Genomic DNA, 16,183 nt, shown 5'->3' with positions numbered 1-16,183 from the left:
AAATTTAGGAAATAAATATAAATAGGTACCTTGCAATAGATAGTACCAAGTGGTATATTATGGATAAAAGGGCTACCGTGTATTGAACAGTACTAAGGTAAGAAAGGGGGATTGCAATTGAACGTTCAGTTTAAAAAAGGTGTGTTAGAACTATGTGTTTTGGCACTTGTGAAACGTAAAGATAGTTATGGTTATGAACTTGTTCAGCAAATCTCAAATAAATTTTTAATATCGGAAGGGTCTGTGTATCCATTATTGCGTCGTTTAACGAAAGAGGGATATTTTCAAACGTACTTAAAAGAGTCTACAGAGGGGCCACCTCGTAAATATTATCAGTTAACAGAGCAAGGGGAGATGCAACTTAAGCTATTGGTAACAGAGTGGCGAGATTTTGCGAAAGGTGTACAAGAAATTATTGAAGGGGTGAATTGGGATGAATAAAGAACAGTTTCTTAGAGAGTTATCGAATCAGCTTAGAAAGTTACCAGAAGAAGAGCGGCAGGATATTTTGTTTGATTATGAAGAGCATTTTCAATTCGGAATAGAAGAAGGGAAAAGTGAATCGGAAATAATAAAAGGGCTAGGTTCTCCGAAAGCAATTGCAAAAGAATTGCTAGCGATGTATCGATTTGATGAGATGAAAAAAGATCCGTCGACTTCAAATGTGACAAGAGCTGTCATGGCAGCGATTGGACTTAGTTTGTTTAATTTTATTATTGTGTTAGGCCCGTTAGTTGCAATTATCGCTTTTATATTTTCCTTTTGGGTTGGTGGTATTGCTAGTGTAGTGACACCGTTTTTCGTTATTGTAAAAGTATTTATGGGCACTTTTATATGGTTAGATCTTTTCGTTAGTATAACATTTGTTGGAGTAGGTTTGTTGTTATGTATTATTGCTTATTATAGTACGAAGTGGTTTAAGAAATTATGCGTACGATATGTCATATGGAACTTCAAAATGATAAAAGGGGAGTAGATGATGAAAAAAATACTGTTAGTAGCTATCGCTTGTATCATTGTTGGAGTAATAGGGATTTCGCAAACATATAAAAAAGCAGTAGCAAATGTCGAGGCGGGAAATAAGGAAGATGTTATTAAAAACGAAGCGTTAAAAAACGTAGAAGTTGATTTGGCTGCTGGAGATGTTGTTATCCAAAAATCTCCAGACTCCTCTTTTTATGTAAAGCAAACAGGGGATGTGCGAAAACAGGAGATTCGTATTGTTGAAGAGGGTGACGCATTAAAAATTATAGGAGGAAGAGAAAATGGTGATTCGTTTGATTTTTCATTTTACAATTTCAGATTTCAAACGCCTACAGTAACTATATTTGTACCTGAACGTTTTTACCAAGAGATAAAAGTAAAATCATCCGCTGGACAAATAGAAATTAGTGATGTGAAAAGTGACCGTGTAAGAGTGGAGACACTTGCTGGAGAAGTGGAGTTGAAACATGTAACAGCTAAGAATGTGGAGGGATCTACAAAAGCTGGTGAGGTGAATTTTGAAAAAGTAATAGGGAAAGTGACAGCGAAAACAGCTAGTGGAGATGTAGAGATTATTGACCATGATTCTAAATATGATTTAGAGGCAAGTTCAACCGCTGGAGACATAGATATTACTTTATTGGAAAAACCACAAAATGCAGTTATAAGTGGGCAAAGTGCTGCTGGAGATGTAACGATTTTTAATGAGGAAAATAGAAACGTAATAATTGGTAATGGGAGTACAAAGATTAACGGTAAAACAGCTGCTGGAGATGTTACTATAGAAACACGTTAATAAATAATATGTGCGTTTTTGAATGGAATTCTATCAAAATATAAAAAGAAGATAATTACCTATATAAATAAGGTAATTATCTTCTTTTATTATTTTTTAATGTAAATCACGATATACACCAATTACTTTTCCGATAACTGACACTTGTTTTAAAATGATAGGTTCTAATGAAGAGTTTTCCGGTTGTAGACGGAAGTGGTCTTTTTCTTTATAAAAGCGTTTAACAGTTGCTTCGTTGTCTTCTGTTAAAGCCACTACAATTTCACCGTTGTATGCAGACTGTTGTTGGCGAACAACAACTAAATCACCATCAAATATACCAGCGTCAATCATACTATCTCCAGAAATACGTAACATGAACACTTGATCTGCTCCAGCAACAATGCTAGCCGGAAGTGGGAAGTGATCTTCTACACTTTCAACCGCTGTAATTGGTAATCCAGCAGTAACTTTTCCGATGATTGGAACTTGAATAACAGATTGTGTTTCTGCATCCATTCGATCGTCACCTAAAATTTCAATTGCTCGTGGTTTTGTTGGATCGCGTCGAATATATCCCTTTTCTTCTAGTCGTGATAAATGTCCGTGCACTGTAGAACTAGAAGCGAGGCCGACTGCTTGACCGATTTCACGTACGGAAGGTGGATATCCTTTTTCTTGTACTTTTAGCTTAATAAAGTCGAGAATGTCTTGCTGGCGTTTTGTTAACTTTTCCATGTTTTCTAACACCTCGTTTTCTTTCATTTTTCTTATTAATAAGTATAACATGCGAAAAAACATTCTACAAACATAAGTTCGAACAAAAGGCGAATTTATGTTACACTAGAGGGAAAATATAGCGAGAAAGAGGGGTTCAAAATGAATGCAATTATTTATGCACGTGTGAGTACAACAAAAGAAGCACAGGAAACATCATTATTACGTCAAAAAGATGAATTATTGCATTTAGCTGAGCGCTATCAAATGAATGTTATAAAAGTAATTGAAGAGCAGGCTAGTGGTTATACCATTGAACGTGACGGTATATTAGAAGTGCTGGATACAATTCGAGATGAACAAATTGATGTGCTACTTATACAAGATGAAACGCGCCTTGGTAGAGGGAATGCGAAGATTGCATTAATGCACTGTTTACATAAAGAGGGAATAAAAGTGTATACACATACTCATAGTGGTGAATTACAGCTTTCGGATTCTGATTCGATGGTGTTAGATATAATCGGGATTGTTGAAGAGTATCAAAGAAAGATTCATAACTTGAAAATTAAACGTGGCATGCAGCGCGCAGTAGAAAAAGGCTATCGCCCAGAAAATAATTTAAAAAATCGTAATTTAAGCGTAGGCCGAGAGAAAAAAGAGGTGCCAATTGAAGAAATTGTACGTTTACGCAAAAGTGAACTGACTTTCGAAGAAATTGCGGCAACGCTTCGTGGATTTGGTCATAATGTTTCAAAAGCGACTGTACATCGTAGATATGTAGAGTATACAAAGCAATTGCTTGATAAAGAAGAGTAACTATTGTATGATAATAATCAGTTTTGATTAGAAGGGGGATTCGAGATGATTAATCACGAACTCGTTGAACGCATTAACTTCTTAGCGAAAAAAGCAAAAGCTGAAGGTTTAACTGAAGAAGAACAACGTGAGCGTCAATCGCTACGTGAACAATATTTAAAAGGATTTCGTCAAAATATGTTAAATGAACTTAAAGGGATTAAAGTTGTTAACGAAGAAGGTACAGATGTTACACCGACGAAATTAAAAGCTTTAAAAAAGCAAGATAATGAAAAATTAAACTAAAAGATGGGCGAATTCGCCCATCTTTTTTAATTGTTAAATTCGTTATTTAATAACTTTCCAGTTATTATTTTGCGTTGCTTCTATCCTTTTATGCTTCAAGATGTAGTTAGCGATAAGTTCAGACATATCTGTAGGTATGTCTTTTACTACTGGCTTATTTTGAAACATAAAGAAATTTCCACCACCACTTGCACGATAATTATTCATAACAACGTCATATTCTCCATCCATATGAAGAGGGGTGCCTTTATGCTGTAAAGATTCTACTCTTTCACCAATTGGTTTTGAAATGTTTAATACGTATGAAATCCCTTCCCACATATCATAATTATAGTGTGTAGGCTTTGGTTCTATATATGCAGGGTTAACGATTATATTTCCATCCTCATTTAAAATGAAATAGGTAGCGGAGAGTTCGAGAGCATCTTTTATATCTGCTCCAGTTACACGAATCACTTTTAATGTATTTGGATAAATGTAATTAGAAACGATGTCCCGCATTGTTACATATTCCGGGAAACCGGGAGATGCATTATGAAACAAACTTGTACAAGAAATGGAAACATTAGCTATATCCATTTGTATTTTATTTATAAATTCAATAAATGGATGGTCTTGTAAACGAGTTTGCATAGCATCTGAAATTTGCATGTCCCCCTTAATGATTCCAATAGGTTGATCAAGCCACTTTTGTGTATTCTCTTCATAATCAGATACTAAGGAAAGAACATCTGGATCTGCCTCAATTCCTTGTACCGTCAATAATTCTGAATAACTTTCTTTTTTTACCCACGTCTGACCCATTTTTTTAAAGGTTACGGTTATTTTTCCAACTGATTGCCCATTACATCCAGTCTGTAAAATAGTTACACCATTATCCAAAGTTTGAGAAAGTTCTCGATGTTGGTGGCCTGTTAATAAAATATCTATCCCTTCAATTTCATGACACATTGCATATCCTTGATTTTCACCTGTTAAAACTTCAGTAGGTTCTCCAGTTTGTAAATCACGTTCAAATCCTCCGTGATAGGCTACGACTACTAAATCTGGTTTTTCGTGTTCATGGATGTAAGAAACCCATTTTTTTGTAGTTTCAAGTGCGTCTTCAAAATGTAAGTCTTGAATATGAAGGGGTTGTTCCCAGTTTGGGATGTAATGTGTCGTTACTCCTAATATAGCAACCTTTATATTGGATTCGACATGTTGTATCATATAGGGTTTTCCAAAATAAGGTTCTTTTCTATTTTTATCCAAAATATTAGCTGATAGATACGGAAAGTTTGCGGTAGCCACAGCGTTATTTAATATATCCATTCCATAATTAAATTCATGATTTCCGATCACTGCAGCATCGTAACTTAAATGGTTGGCCAATAAGGACATTGGGTTTTTCCTATTTTTTTCGTATGTAGCGTAGTGATAAGTAAATGGTGTTCCTTGTATGAAATCACCGTTATCAATTAAAAGAACGTTTGTATTTTGGAAACGTTCTTTTTTTATAAGAGTAGAAATTTTAGCTAAACCAATTTCTGCTTGCGAGTTATTTTGGTAGTGAATTGGATAAACAGTACCATGTATATCACTCGTTAATAAGATGTTTAAAGTTACAATTTGATTTTGATTCAACATCATTCACCTTTTCTATTGTTATCTTTAAGTTAATCATATCAAAAATATGAAGAGAATTTTAATGTGAATGTATAGAGTGTGTAAAAATTATGTAAATAGGCAATTTTTTGTAAAAAAGTGTGATATATTTCTTCATGTTTATGGAAGGTTATTTTATAACAACAAAAAATGGAGGCATTAACATGTTGAAAAAAGTTTTTGCAATGAGCACAACAGTTGTACTAGCAGCGGGATTATTAAGTGGCTGTGGAACGAAGGAATCAAGTGCAAGTAAAAGTGAAGACACAAAAAAAGGGTATGTACCAAAGACGTTAAATGTTCAATTTGTTCCTTCTCAAAATGCAGATACGTTAGAAGCTAAGGCAAAACCATTAGAAAAGTTATTAAGTGATAAATTAAACATTCCGGTAAAAGTTAGTATTTCAACGAATTACAATACAATTGTAGAAGCGATGGCATCTAAGCAGGTAGATGTAGGTTTCTTACCTCCAACAGCATATGTGTTAGCACATGAGAAAAAGGCTGCAAATGTAATTTTACAGGCACAACGTTTTGGAGTAGAGGATGAAACAGGGGCTCCTACAAAAGATTTAGTAGATTTTTATAAATCTGAATTTGTTGTTAAGAAAGATTCTAATATCAATAGTGTAAAAGATTTGAAAGGTAAAAAAATTGGTTATCAAGATGTGACATCATCAGCAGGGTACGTATGGCCGGCAGCGGTGCTGTTAAAAGAAGGAATTGATCCGTTGAAAGATGTGAAACCTGTTACATTAAAAGGTCACGATCAGTCTCTTATTGCTCTTTTAAATGGTGATGTAGATGCGGCTGTTGTATTCCAAGATGCGCGTAACATTGTAAAAAAAGATTATCCGAATATATTTGATCAAACGAAAATAGTGAAATTTACAGAGAAAATTCCAAACGATACAATTTCTGTACGCTCAGATTTAGATGCAGAGTGGAGTAAGAAATTACAAGATGCTTTCATTGAAATTGGAAAGAGTGAGGAAGGTCACAAAATTATTAAAGAAGTATACTCACATGAAGGATATGTTAAATCTGATGATAGTAAATTTGATATCGTTCGTGAATATGGAAAGAAAGTAAAAACACAATAATACATATGGAAATGGCGACTAACTGGAAAGTGTGTGGTTCCAGTTAGTTTGCCGTTTTTAGGTTACTGATAATATATTGAAAGTAGGTAATAGGTGTGATAGAGTTTCGGAATGTCTCCAAAGTGTATCCGAATGGTACAAAAGGATTAAATAATATAAGTTTAAAAATTCAAAAAGGCGAGTTTGTTGTAATGGTAGGACTGTCTGGTGCTGGAAAATCTACACTCCTTAGATCAGTAAATCGCCTTCATGAGATTACAGAGGGAGAAATCATTATTGAAGGGGAGTCTATTACCGCTGCAAAAGGAAAAGGATTACGACGTATGCGCCGGGATATTGGTATGATTTTTCAAAGTTTTAACCTAGTAAAGCGATCAACGGTATTGAAAAACGTATTAGCTGGCCGTGTTGGATATCATTCGACACTGCGCACAACGTTAGGGTTGTTTCCAAAAGAAGATTTGGAACTTGCATTTCAGGCGTTAAAAAGAGTGAATATTTTGGAGAAGGCATATGCACGGGCTGATGAATTATCAGGAGGACAACAGCAACGTGTATCGATAGCTAGAGCATTGGCGCAAGAAGCGAAAATTATATTGGCGGATGAACCTGTTGCATCGTTAGACCCACTTACAACAAAGCAAGTGCTGGATGATTTGAAAAAAATTAACGAAGATTTTGGAATTACGACAATTGTAAACTTGCATTCTATTGATTTAGCTAGGCAATATGCTACTCGTATTATTGGATTACACGCGGGTGAAATTGTTTTTGATGGATTGGTAGATGAGGCAACGGACGAAAAATTTGCTGAAATATATGGGGAAGTAGCTCAGAAAAATGAATTATTAGAGGTGGCGGCTAAATGAGTGGCGTGACGATGTACTCGAAATCGATACCGAAGCCGCCGAGTAAATTGAAACATATGCTAACGGTTATTCTCGTTATTGTAATGTTGTGGGGAAGTAGTGTCCAGGTCGATGCATCATTTTCAAAACTAGTAATTGGTTTTCCTAATATGATCGATTTATTGAAGGAAATGGTGCCGCCAGATTGGAGTTATTTTCAAGTAATTACAACGGCAATGTTAGATACGATACGTATGGCGATTGTTGGGACGACTTTAGGAGCAATTTTAGCTATACCACTTGCACTATTTGCGGCAAGTAATGTATTTACTAATGTGTTTTTGTACAGTCCAGCTCGTTTGATTTTAAATTTTATACGAACGATACCAGACTTACTATTAGCTGCTATTTTTGTGGCGATTTTTGGAATAGGACCACTTCCAGGCATTTTAGCTCTTACTTGTTTTTCAGTTGGGCTCGTAGCGAAATTGTTGTATGAGTCCATTGAAGCAATTGACCCTGGACCGTTAGAAGCGATGACAGCTGTAGGAGCTAATAAGGTGCAGTGGATTGTTTATGGGGTAGTTCCGCAAGTGAAAGCGCATTTTGTCTCATATGTACTTTATACATTTGAGGTGAATGTCCGTGCAGCTGCTGTATTAGGGTTAGTAGGGGCAGGGGGCATTGGATTGTATTATGATCGTACACTTGGATTTTTACAATATCAACAAACTGCTTCTATTATTATTTATACTCTTGTTGTTGTATTGTTAATTGATTATATAAGTACATTGTTGCGGGAGAAATTATAATGAGTGAATCGACGATGATCATACCAAAACGAAAGAAACCAAGTGTGTATCGCTGGATTATTTTTATAGCACTTGCGGTTATATATGTATGGGCCTTTTCAGGAGTACCGCTAGAGGGAATAAAGAATACCGCGGGAGAAATTACAAAAGCAATTATGACAGGGGTATTGAATCCAGATTGGTCGTATGTATCCTTGCCAGATGGAGAAGATTTATTACATGGTTTAATTGATACGTTGGCTATTGCGATATTAGGTACATTTATTTCCGCCTTTTTATCAGTGCCATTTGCTTTTTGGGCAGCAACAAATATGAGTAGTGGAAAATTAACTTCAGGAACTGGGAAGTTTGTACTTAGTTTTGTCCGTACATTTCCTGAGTTAGTAATGGCACTTTTATTTATAAAAGCTGTCGGTCCAGGTTCTTTCGCTGGAGTACTAGCTTTAGGATTGCATTCTATCGGGATGTTAGGAAAGCTGTATTCGGAAGGAATCGAAAATATTGATAAGGGACCGACCGAAGCGCTAATTGCTACAGGAGCAAACCGTTTTCAAATTCTTTGGTACGCGGTATTCCCACAAGTGTTACCTGACTTCTTATCTTATACGTTATATAGGTTTGAAATTAATGTGCGATCCGCTACAATATTAGGCGTTATTGGAGCAGGGGGTATTGGTACACCGCTAATTTTTGCTTTAAGTTCACGGAATTGGTCCCGCGTAGGAATTATTTTATTAGGCATCATTTTAATGGTAATTATCATTGACTTTATTTCAAGTTCGATTCGGAAGAAACTCGTATAAATGATTTTAGAAGCACCTATAGAAGGTGCTTCTTTTGTATAATATAAAGTAATTAATTTGGAAATCATTGAATAACAGGGGGGATATTTTGGCTTTACAACATGAATTTGTATTTGTTTCATTTGAAAAAAAGGATTGGATCTTGAAGGTGTGAATTGGATTGAAGATTGTTTCTTGTATAAAGAAGAGGCGACGATAGAGGAATGTGTTGTATTAAGCGATGAGCTAATCGTGTATCTATTAGATGTTATCCATTGGATTCCGGTTTATTACCCTGCTAAAAGAGCAGAAGGATTTGGAATTCATTATTATGGTATTACAAAAATTGAACAGAAAGGGGCAGTGGTAGCAGAACAGTTATTTTCTTTACTGATTAGCATGTTTTCTTTAGCGCCAGAAACAATCGAACTGACAGGACAGTTTCAATGGGAAAATGAAAATGATACTGCTGGAAAATATGAAAAATATGTATTTAATCGAGATACATTATGCCTAGAAATAGAGTCTTTTATTCGTTTGCTTCGCAGAGTGAAAAATGCGGAAGGATATATTTTGCATTATGGAATTTGAAAATGATGAATAAATATACAGATAATTTCCTTTCTTTTTAAAATAAAAACAATAAAAAAGTATGTCATATTGAATGCCCATACATCCCTGGAATCATTGATTTTTTTATGGGAAATCAAAAAAACATCAACATATTTGTCGATACATGTTGTATAATCTTGCGTGGGAAGCTATCATATAAATGTATAAAACGTTTACTAATATAAGCGAAGGGAAGAATAGCATGTCACATTCAATCGAACAACTTTCTATCAACACGATTCGCACATTATCCATCGATGCGATTGAAAAAGCAAACTCTGGTCACCCAGGAATGCCAATGGGTGCAGCACCAATGGCTTATACATTATGGACTCAATTTATGAAACACAATCCAAATAACCCAACGTGGTTTAACCGTGATCGTTTCGTATTATCTGCAGGTCATGGTTCAATGTTATTATACAGCCTACTTCACCTATCTGGTTATGATGTAACAATGGATGACTTAAAGAACTTCCGTCAATGGGGAAGCAAAACTCCAGGACATCCTGAGTACGGTCATACAGCAGGTGTAGATGCAACTACTGGTCCACTTGGACAAGGTATTGCAACAGCTGTAGGTATGGCAATGGCTGAAAGACATTTAGCTGCTAAATATAATCGTGATGCGTATAATGTAGTAGATCATCATACATACGCTATTTGTGGTGATGGAGATTTAATGGAAGGCGTTTCTGCTGAAGCATCTTCATTAGCTGCACATTTACAATTAGGTCGCCTTGTTGTGCTTTACGATTCAAATGATATTTCATTAGATGGCGATTTAAATCGTTCATTCTCTGAAAGTGTAGAAGATCGTTACAAAGCATACGGATGGCAAGTAATCCGTGTTGAGGATGGAAACGATATTGGAGCTATCGCAAAAGCAATTGAAGAAGCGAAAGCTGACGAAAAACGCCCAACGCTAATTGAAGTAAGAACGACAATTGGTTTCGGTTCTCCAAACAAATCAGGAAAATCAGCTTCACATGGTTCTCCACTTGGTGCAGACGAAACAAAATTAACGAAAGAAGCATACGCTTGGACTGCTGAACAAGACTTCCATGTTGCAGAAGAAGTATATGACAACTTCCGCAAAACAGTACAAGATGTTGGTGAAAATGCGCAAGCAGCTTGGAACACAATGTTAGGCGAATATGCACAAGCATATCCAGAATTAGCAAACGAATTCCAAGCGGCAATGAACGGTCAACTTCCAGAAGGTTGGGAGCAAAGTTTACCTACTTATGAATTAGGATCAAAAGCAGCAACTCGTAATTCTTCAGGTACTGTAATTAATGCAATTGCAGAGTCTGTACCATCATTCTTCGGTGGATCTGCTGACCTTGCTGGCTCTAATAAAACATACATGAATAACGAAAAAGACTTTACAAGAGAAGATTACAGCGGTAAAAACATTTGGTACGGTGTACGTGAGTTCGCAATGGGTGCAGCAATGAACGGTATTGCGCTACATGGCGGTTTAAAAACTTACGGTGGTACGTTCTTCGTATTCTCTGACTACTTACGTCCAGCAATTCGTCTTGCAGCATTAATGCAATTGCCAGTAACGTATGTATTCACACACGACAGTATCGCTGTTGGTGAAGATGGTCCAACACATGAACCAGTTGAGCAATTAGCGGCGCTTCGTGCAATGCCAAATGTTTCTGTTATTCGTCCAGCTGACGGTAACGAATCTGTTGCAGCTTGGAGACTAGCTTTAGAATCTACAAACAAACCAACTGCTTTAGTATTAACTCGTCAAGATCTTCCAACATTAGAAGGTGCAAAAGACGATACGTATGAAAAAGTAGCAAAAGGTGCATATGTAGTTTCTGCAAGCAAGAAAGAAACAGCTGATGTTATCTTACTTGCAACTGGATCTGAAGTAAGTCTAGCTGTTGAAGCACAAAAAGCATTAGCAGTAGACGGTGTTGACGCATCTGTTGTCAGCATGCCATCTATGGATCGCTTTGAAGCTCAAACTGCTGAGTACAAAGAATCTGTATTACCAAAAGCAGTAACGAAGCGTTTCGCAATCGAAATGGGTGCTACATTCGGATGGCACCGTTACGTAGGTCTTGAAGGAGATGTGCTAGGTATCGATACATTCGGTGCTTCTGCTCCTGGTGAGAAGATTATGGAAGAGTATGGATTTACTGTAGAGAACGTTGTTCGTAAAGTAAAAGAAATGCTTTAATGATTTCAGAAAAATCTCTCCGGCATGGAGAGGTTTTTCTATGTAAATGAGTTTTTTCGACAGAAAAAGTTTTTTATCTCTCCGCAGTCAGACAATCATTGCAAATTTTCTTCTATATAATGAAGAGAAAAGGTTGTCCAGATTGGGAGGCTGAAGATGAAAACGTATGAATTGTATTTAATTCAAGAGGATATTGCGAAAGCTTATTTTGGTCGTGAATATTTATTTTTTGATTTATTTGCTCGATTTTCAGAATCTGGGTCCCTTTCGGAGAAAAAAGTGTTATACAAACAAATGATGTATATAACGATGCCATTACAAGTAATGAAAATTCATCATAAATTAGAGCAAGCTTTACGTGCTCTTGGTCGATATGATAGAACACATCATACACATACACTTTTTACAGGAGCCGAATATGGCGAAATAATGGTGAAACCACACTATATTCGTATGAATACCTCTGGAAATGTCTCTATGGAAACGACGTTTTTTGAGGTGCTTCGAAAGTGTGAATTAACATTTTTAGCTATGGATTATGAAAATACAAAGTACGGATGGCTGAATCCTCTAAAACAAGTACGAACATATGTGTAAAAAATGTCGAATTGTATCTTGTCTTATTGAAAAGGTTTTAGTACACTGTAAGGTAGACAACATGAAGGAGGAAAATATATGCCAATTTGGTTAGGTATTCTAGTGGGCGTAGTAGCACTAGTAGCAGGCGTGGCGTTAGGATTTTTCATTGCCCGCAAATACATGATGAATTACTTACAAAAAAATCCACCAATTAACGAACAAATGTTAAAAATGATGATGATGCAAATGGGACAAAAACCTTCCCAAAAGAAAATCAATCAAATGATGAGCGCGATGAACAAGCAACAAATGAAATAAGCGCTAAAAGACACTCGCTAAGAGTGTCTTTTCTTTTTATTGATTATAGAATTCAAAACTTTTAAAAATTCTGTATTTTTGGTAAACTGAAAACATCGCTCATTTTAAGGGAGGAGGAAAAAACATGAAGGTATTTATTAATTTAGCTTGGTTTTTTAAGCAAGAAAAACGAGCGTACATAATCGGAATTATTATGTTGTTTGGTGTCGCGCTTCTTGAACTTGTCGCGCCAAGAGTACTAGGAATCGTAGTGGATGAAATTAGTGATGGAACATTAACATCTGAAAAATTATTGAAATGGGTTATTCTATTAGTAGTTGTAGGAATTACGATGTACATATTACGTTACTTATGGCGTATTATGATTTTTGGATCTTCTTTAAAACTAGCCCGTCAACTCCGAAAGAATTTATATGAACATTTTACAAGGATGAGCCCATCTTTTTATCAATCACGTCGTACAGGCGATTTGATGGCACATGCGACTAATGATATTCAAGCAATTCAGCAAACGGCTGGATCGGGTGTTTTAACACTAGTTGATTCATTAGCTGTTGGAGGATGTGTACTCGTAGCGATGGGTTTTACAATTAGCTGGAAGTTGACGTTATTAAGTTTAATTCCGATGCCAATTGTAGCGATCTCTACGAATTATTATGGAACTTTATTACATAAAAGGTTTCATAAAGCACAGCAATCGTTTTCGGAAATCAATGACAAAGTGCAAGAGAGTATGAGTGGGATGAAGGTAATTCGATCACTAGGACAAGAGAAAGAAGATTTACAAGCGTTTCGAAAAAAGTCAGAAGATGTCGTACATAAAAATATGTTAGTCGCACGTATTGATTCATTGTTTGATCCAACAATCGCTCTTATCGTTGGGTTTTCTTTTTTAATTGCAGTATGTTACGGGTCAGTATTAGTTGTGAGAGGTGAATTGACAGTCGGTGAATTAGTTACATTTACAACATATTTAGGTACCCTTGTTTGGCCGATGTTAGCATTTGGATGGTTGTTCAATATTATGGAGCGTGGACGCGCTTCGTATGACCGTGTAGAGAAAATCCTTTCTCAAAAATCAGATGTAGTAAATAGAGAAAACGCTGTACATACAATAGCGAGCGGTGATGTTTCATTTGCGGTTGATTCATTTTCATATAAGAAAAATGAATTGTTACATTTAACAGATATTCATTTTGATTTGAAGAAGGGTGAAACGCTTGGAGTTGTAGGACGTACAGGTGCGGGGAAAACAACTTTATTAAAATGTTTAATCCGTGAGTATGACCATTTTAATGGTGAATTAAAAGTTGGGGAGCGAGATATTCGAGATGTAACACTTTACGGTGTCCGTTCTGCTATTTCATATGTACCGCAAGATCATTTTTTATTTTCAGCGAGTATTGGGGAGAATATCGCCTTCGGAAAGGCGGATGCTACGTATAATGAAATTACTCGTGCTGCAGAGATTGCTTGTATTCATAATGACATACTTCAATTTTCAGAAGGATATGAGACAGTAGTTGGTGAAAGAGGCGTTTCTTTATCTGGAGGCCAGAAACAGAGAATCTCAATTGCGCGTGCTTTATTAACAAATGCTGAAATTTTAATTTTGGACGACTGTCTATCTGCGGTAGATGCAAAAACAGAGGAAACGATTTTAAATGCATTAAAGAGGGAAAGAGCAGGGAAAACGACGATTATTACTGCTCATCGTTTAAGTGCAATTCAACATGCTAACCTTATTCTTGTTGTGGATGAAGGTCGAATTGTACAACGAGGTACACATGAGCAATTAATGCAAGAAAACGGTTGGTATAAAGAAATGTACGAAAGTCAGCAGTTAGAAGCATTAGTCGAGAAAGGAGGCGTATGATGGCTAAGAAAAAACAGAGTGATTTAAGAAGATTGCTTTCTTATATGAGACCATATAAAGGATTATTAGCATTAGCATTTTTATTTCTAGTTGGTGCAACTGTAACTGAAATGATGGGTCCTTTTTTAATTAAACAATTTCTTGATGAACACTTAGTACCACGTAACTTTGATCAATCGGCACTTGTTACTCTATTTGTAGTGTATATTATTGCTCACTTATTAAAAGTATTATTTACTTATTTAGACTTATTGTATTTTCAAAATATCGCTTTTAAAATTGTTCAAGATATGCGTGTTGAAGTATACGAGCATGTTCAAAAGTTATCATTAAGTTTCTTTGATCGTACGCCGATTGGGACGCTTGTATCACGCATAACGAATGATACGGAAGCAATTAAAGATTTTTATGTCAGTGTATTATCAACATTTGTGAAAAATGTAGTCTTTTTATTCGGTATTTTAGTAGCGATGTTTTTATTAGATGTAAAATTAGCGTTATTTTCTCTCGTATTAATTCCGATTATGTTTGCAATTATGGTGCTATATCGCCGGAAAAGTGCCGTTTTTTATTTAGAAGTACGTAACCAACTGAGTGTTTTAAACGCAAAGTTAAACGAGTCCATTCAAGGGATGAATATTATTCAAGTGTTCAGACAAGAAAAGCGTATGAGAAAAGAGTTTGAAGAAGTTAATACTAAACATTATAGCGCAGGACGACGGACGTTAAAGTTAGACGCATTACTTTTACGTCCAGCTACAGATTTAGTTCATATTATAGCAATTGCGTTAGTACTTGGCTTATTTGGAATTGATGCTTTAAAAAGTCCGGTTGAAGTAGGGGTTTTATATGCCTTTGTTAACTATATTCATCGTTTCTTCCAACCTGTAAATGAGATGATGATGAAATTGTCATTTTTCCAACAGGCACTTGTTTCATCGTCACGTGTATTTCATTTAATGGATGAGAAAGATTTAGCGCCCGTTCAAAAAGGGAATGGGAACCCTCAAGTAGTTGATGGGGATATTGAATTTAAAAATGTTACTTTTTCGTATGATGGAAAGCGTGATGTTTTAAAAAATGTCTCTTTTCACGTGAAACAAGGGCAAACGGTTGCTTTTGTTGGGCATACTGGTAGCGGGAAAAGTACGATTATGAATTTATTAATGCGATTTTATAATATTAAATCAGGAAATATTGTAATAGATGGTGTGGATTTAGAGAAATTTGAAGAACGAGAAATTAGAAAGAAAATAGGACTCGTATTGCAAGATGCTTTTTTATTCGCGGGAAATGTAAAGCAAAATATTCGTATGTACAATGAAGAAATTACGGATGAAGAAGTAAAGGAAGCTGCGCAATTTGTGCAAGCCAATACGTTTATTGAAAAATTACCAGAGCAGTATGAAACAGAAGTAGTAGAACGAGGGGCTGCGTTTTCTAGCGGGCAACGACAATTAATCGCTTTTGCTAGAACGATAGCAACTAATCCAAAAGTATTAGTACTAGATGAGGCAACTGCTAATATTGATACAGAAACAGAAGAGGCTATCCAAATAGCGTTGCAGCAAATGCGAAAAGGTAGAACGACAATAGCGATTGCGCACAGATTATCTACAATTCAAGATGCAGATCAAATTTTTGTTATGCATGATGGAGAGATAGTGGAAAGAGGAACACATCAAGAGTTACTGAGTGAACAAGGGTTGTATTATAATATGTATTTACTACAAAATAAAGGAAGTTTACAAAAGGCCTTGTAGAGCTACAAGGCCTTTTCATTGCACGTGAAATTTTTACAAAATATATATTGATAACATAGT

Annotated in this window: 16 protein-coding genes and 1 pseudogene; 15 read left to right on the top strand and 2 right to left on the bottom strand. The window is 35.8% G+C overall.

The genetic code is table 11. The features are described from left to right. The first annotated feature begins 117 nt into the window (after positions 1-117). The 3 genes from ACQKNI_RS08335 to ACQKNI_RS08325 are packed head-to-tail and all read left to right on the top strand — an operon-like array spanning position 118 to position 1,780. Complete coding sequence (locus tag ACQKNI_RS08335) at positions 118-441, top strand: PadR family transcriptional regulator (protein ID WP_140417307.1); 324 nt, start codon at positions 118-120, stop codon at positions 439-441. Then, positions 434-976: a DUF1700 domain-containing protein gene (locus tag ACQKNI_RS08330; RefSeq protein ID WP_098883116.1), complete on the top strand. Its 543-nt coding sequence runs from the start codon at positions 434-436 to the stop codon at positions 974-976. The genes ACQKNI_RS08335 and ACQKNI_RS08330 overlap by 8 nt, the downstream gene beginning before the upstream one ends. Continuing rightward, a complete protein-coding gene (locus ACQKNI_RS08325; RefSeq protein ID WP_427282309.1) occupies positions 977-1,780 on the top strand; it encodes a DUF4097 family beta strand repeat-containing protein in 804 nt (267 codons plus the stop codon). Positions 1,781-1,876: 96 nt separating this feature from the next. Here ACQKNI_RS08325 and lexA read toward each other — a convergent pair whose 3' ends face one another. Next, entirely contained in the window at positions 1,877-2,497 is a 621-nt protein-coding gene (gene lexA / locus ACQKNI_RS08320) for a transcriptional repressor LexA (protein WP_000413735.1), read from the bottom strand. Between the two features lie 141 nt (positions 2,498-2,638). Here lexA and ACQKNI_RS08315 point away from each other — a divergent pair, with 141 nt between their 5' ends. Both ACQKNI_RS08315 and ACQKNI_RS08310 read left to right on the top strand, forming a co-directional pair. Then, positions 2,639-3,295 (top strand): YneB family resolvase-like protein, encoded by a 657-nt coding sequence (locus tag ACQKNI_RS08315; protein WP_088229987.1) that lies wholly within the window; start codon positions 2,639-2,641, stop codon positions 3,293-3,295. Positions 3,296-3,340: 45 nt separating this feature from the next. Further along, positions 3,341-3,580 carry a DUF896 domain-containing protein gene (locus tag ACQKNI_RS08310; RefSeq protein ID WP_088229986.1) on the top strand — a complete coding sequence of 80 codons (240 nt, stop codon included), beginning with the start codon at positions 3,341-3,343 and terminating at the stop codon, positions 3,578-3,580. A gap of 42 nt (positions 3,581-3,622) precedes the next feature. Here ACQKNI_RS08310 and ACQKNI_RS08305 read toward each other — a convergent pair whose 3' ends face one another. Then, on the bottom strand, positions 3,623-5,212 hold the full coding sequence (locus tag ACQKNI_RS08305) for a bifunctional metallophosphatase/5'-nucleotidase (RefSeq protein WP_427282308.1): 1,590 nt from the start codon (positions 5,210-5,212) through the stop codon (positions 3,623-3,625). Positions 5,213-5,391: 179 nt separating this feature from the next. Here ACQKNI_RS08305 and ACQKNI_RS08300 point away from each other — a divergent pair, with 179 nt between their 5' ends. The 10 genes and pseudogenes from ACQKNI_RS08300 (at position 5,392) to ACQKNI_RS08255 (ending at position 16,123) form a co-directional block, all read left to right on the top strand. After that, a complete protein-coding gene (locus ACQKNI_RS08300) occupies positions 5,392-6,330 on the top strand; it encodes a phosphate/phosphite/phosphonate ABC transporter substrate-binding protein (RefSeq protein ID WP_088229984.1) in 939 nt (312 codons plus the stop codon). Between the two features lie 95 nt (positions 6,331-6,425). After that, the gene (gene phnC / locus ACQKNI_RS08295) at positions 6,426-7,199 is read left to right on the top strand and encodes a phosphonate ABC transporter ATP-binding protein (protein ID WP_088229983.1); all 774 of its coding nucleotides are present in this window, start codon (positions 6,426-6,428) and stop codon (positions 7,197-7,199) included. Beyond that, a complete protein-coding gene (gene phnE, locus ACQKNI_RS08290; RefSeq protein ID WP_088229982.1) occupies positions 7,196-7,990 on the top strand; it encodes a phosphonate ABC transporter, permease protein PhnE in 795 nt (264 codons plus the stop codon). Before phnC ends, phnE (ACQKNI_RS08290) begins: the two co-directional genes overlap by 4 nt. Continuing rightward, on the top strand, positions 7,990-8,793 hold the full coding sequence (phnE, locus tag ACQKNI_RS08285) for a phosphonate ABC transporter, permease protein PhnE (protein ID WP_088229981.1): 804 nt from the start codon (positions 7,990-7,992) through the stop codon (positions 8,791-8,793). Before phnE (ACQKNI_RS08290) ends, phnE (ACQKNI_RS08285) begins: the two co-directional genes overlap by 1 nt. Before the next feature lie 88 nt (positions 8,794-8,881). Continuing rightward, positions 8,882-9,363 (top strand): annotated as a pseudogene (locus ACQKNI_RS08280) (coproporphyrinogen III oxidase). Positions 9,364-9,586: 223 nt separating this feature from the next. Then, positions 9,587-11,587, top strand: a complete 2,001-nt coding sequence (gene tkt, locus ACQKNI_RS08275; protein ID WP_098252584.1) for a transketolase — start codon at positions 9,587-9,589, stop codon at positions 11,585-11,587. 156 nt (positions 11,588-11,743) lie between these two features. Beyond that, entirely contained in the window at positions 11,744-12,184 is a 441-nt protein-coding gene (gene sirA, locus ACQKNI_RS08270) for a sporulation inhibitor of replication protein SirA (RefSeq protein WP_088229978.1), read from the top strand. A 78-nt stretch (positions 12,185-12,262) separates the two neighbouring features. After that, positions 12,263-12,484, top strand: a complete 222-nt coding sequence (locus tag ACQKNI_RS08265) for a YneF family protein (RefSeq protein WP_001123317.1) — start codon at positions 12,263-12,265, stop codon at positions 12,482-12,484. A gap of 124 nt (positions 12,485-12,608) precedes the next feature. Further along, the gene (locus ACQKNI_RS08260) at positions 12,609-14,360 is read left to right on the top strand and encodes an ABC transporter ATP-binding protein (RefSeq protein WP_088229977.1); all 1,752 of its coding nucleotides are present in this window, start codon (positions 12,609-12,611) and stop codon (positions 14,358-14,360) included. Next, positions 14,360-16,123 (top strand): ABC transporter ATP-binding protein, encoded by a 1,764-nt coding sequence (locus tag ACQKNI_RS08255; RefSeq protein ID WP_098840740.1) that lies wholly within the window; start codon positions 14,360-14,362, stop codon positions 16,121-16,123. Before ACQKNI_RS08260 ends, ACQKNI_RS08255 begins: the two co-directional genes overlap by 1 nt. Positions 16,124-16,183 lie beyond the last annotated feature (60 nt).

This window comes from Bacillus sp. NPDC094064 (assembly GCF_050279585.1).
In the GTDB taxonomy this organism is placed as follows: domain Bacteria; phylum Bacillota; class Bacilli; order Bacillales; family Bacillaceae_G; genus Bacillus_A.
Note: the sequence above shows the minus strand (reverse complement) of the source record. Positions and strands in the feature narration are given on the sequence as shown.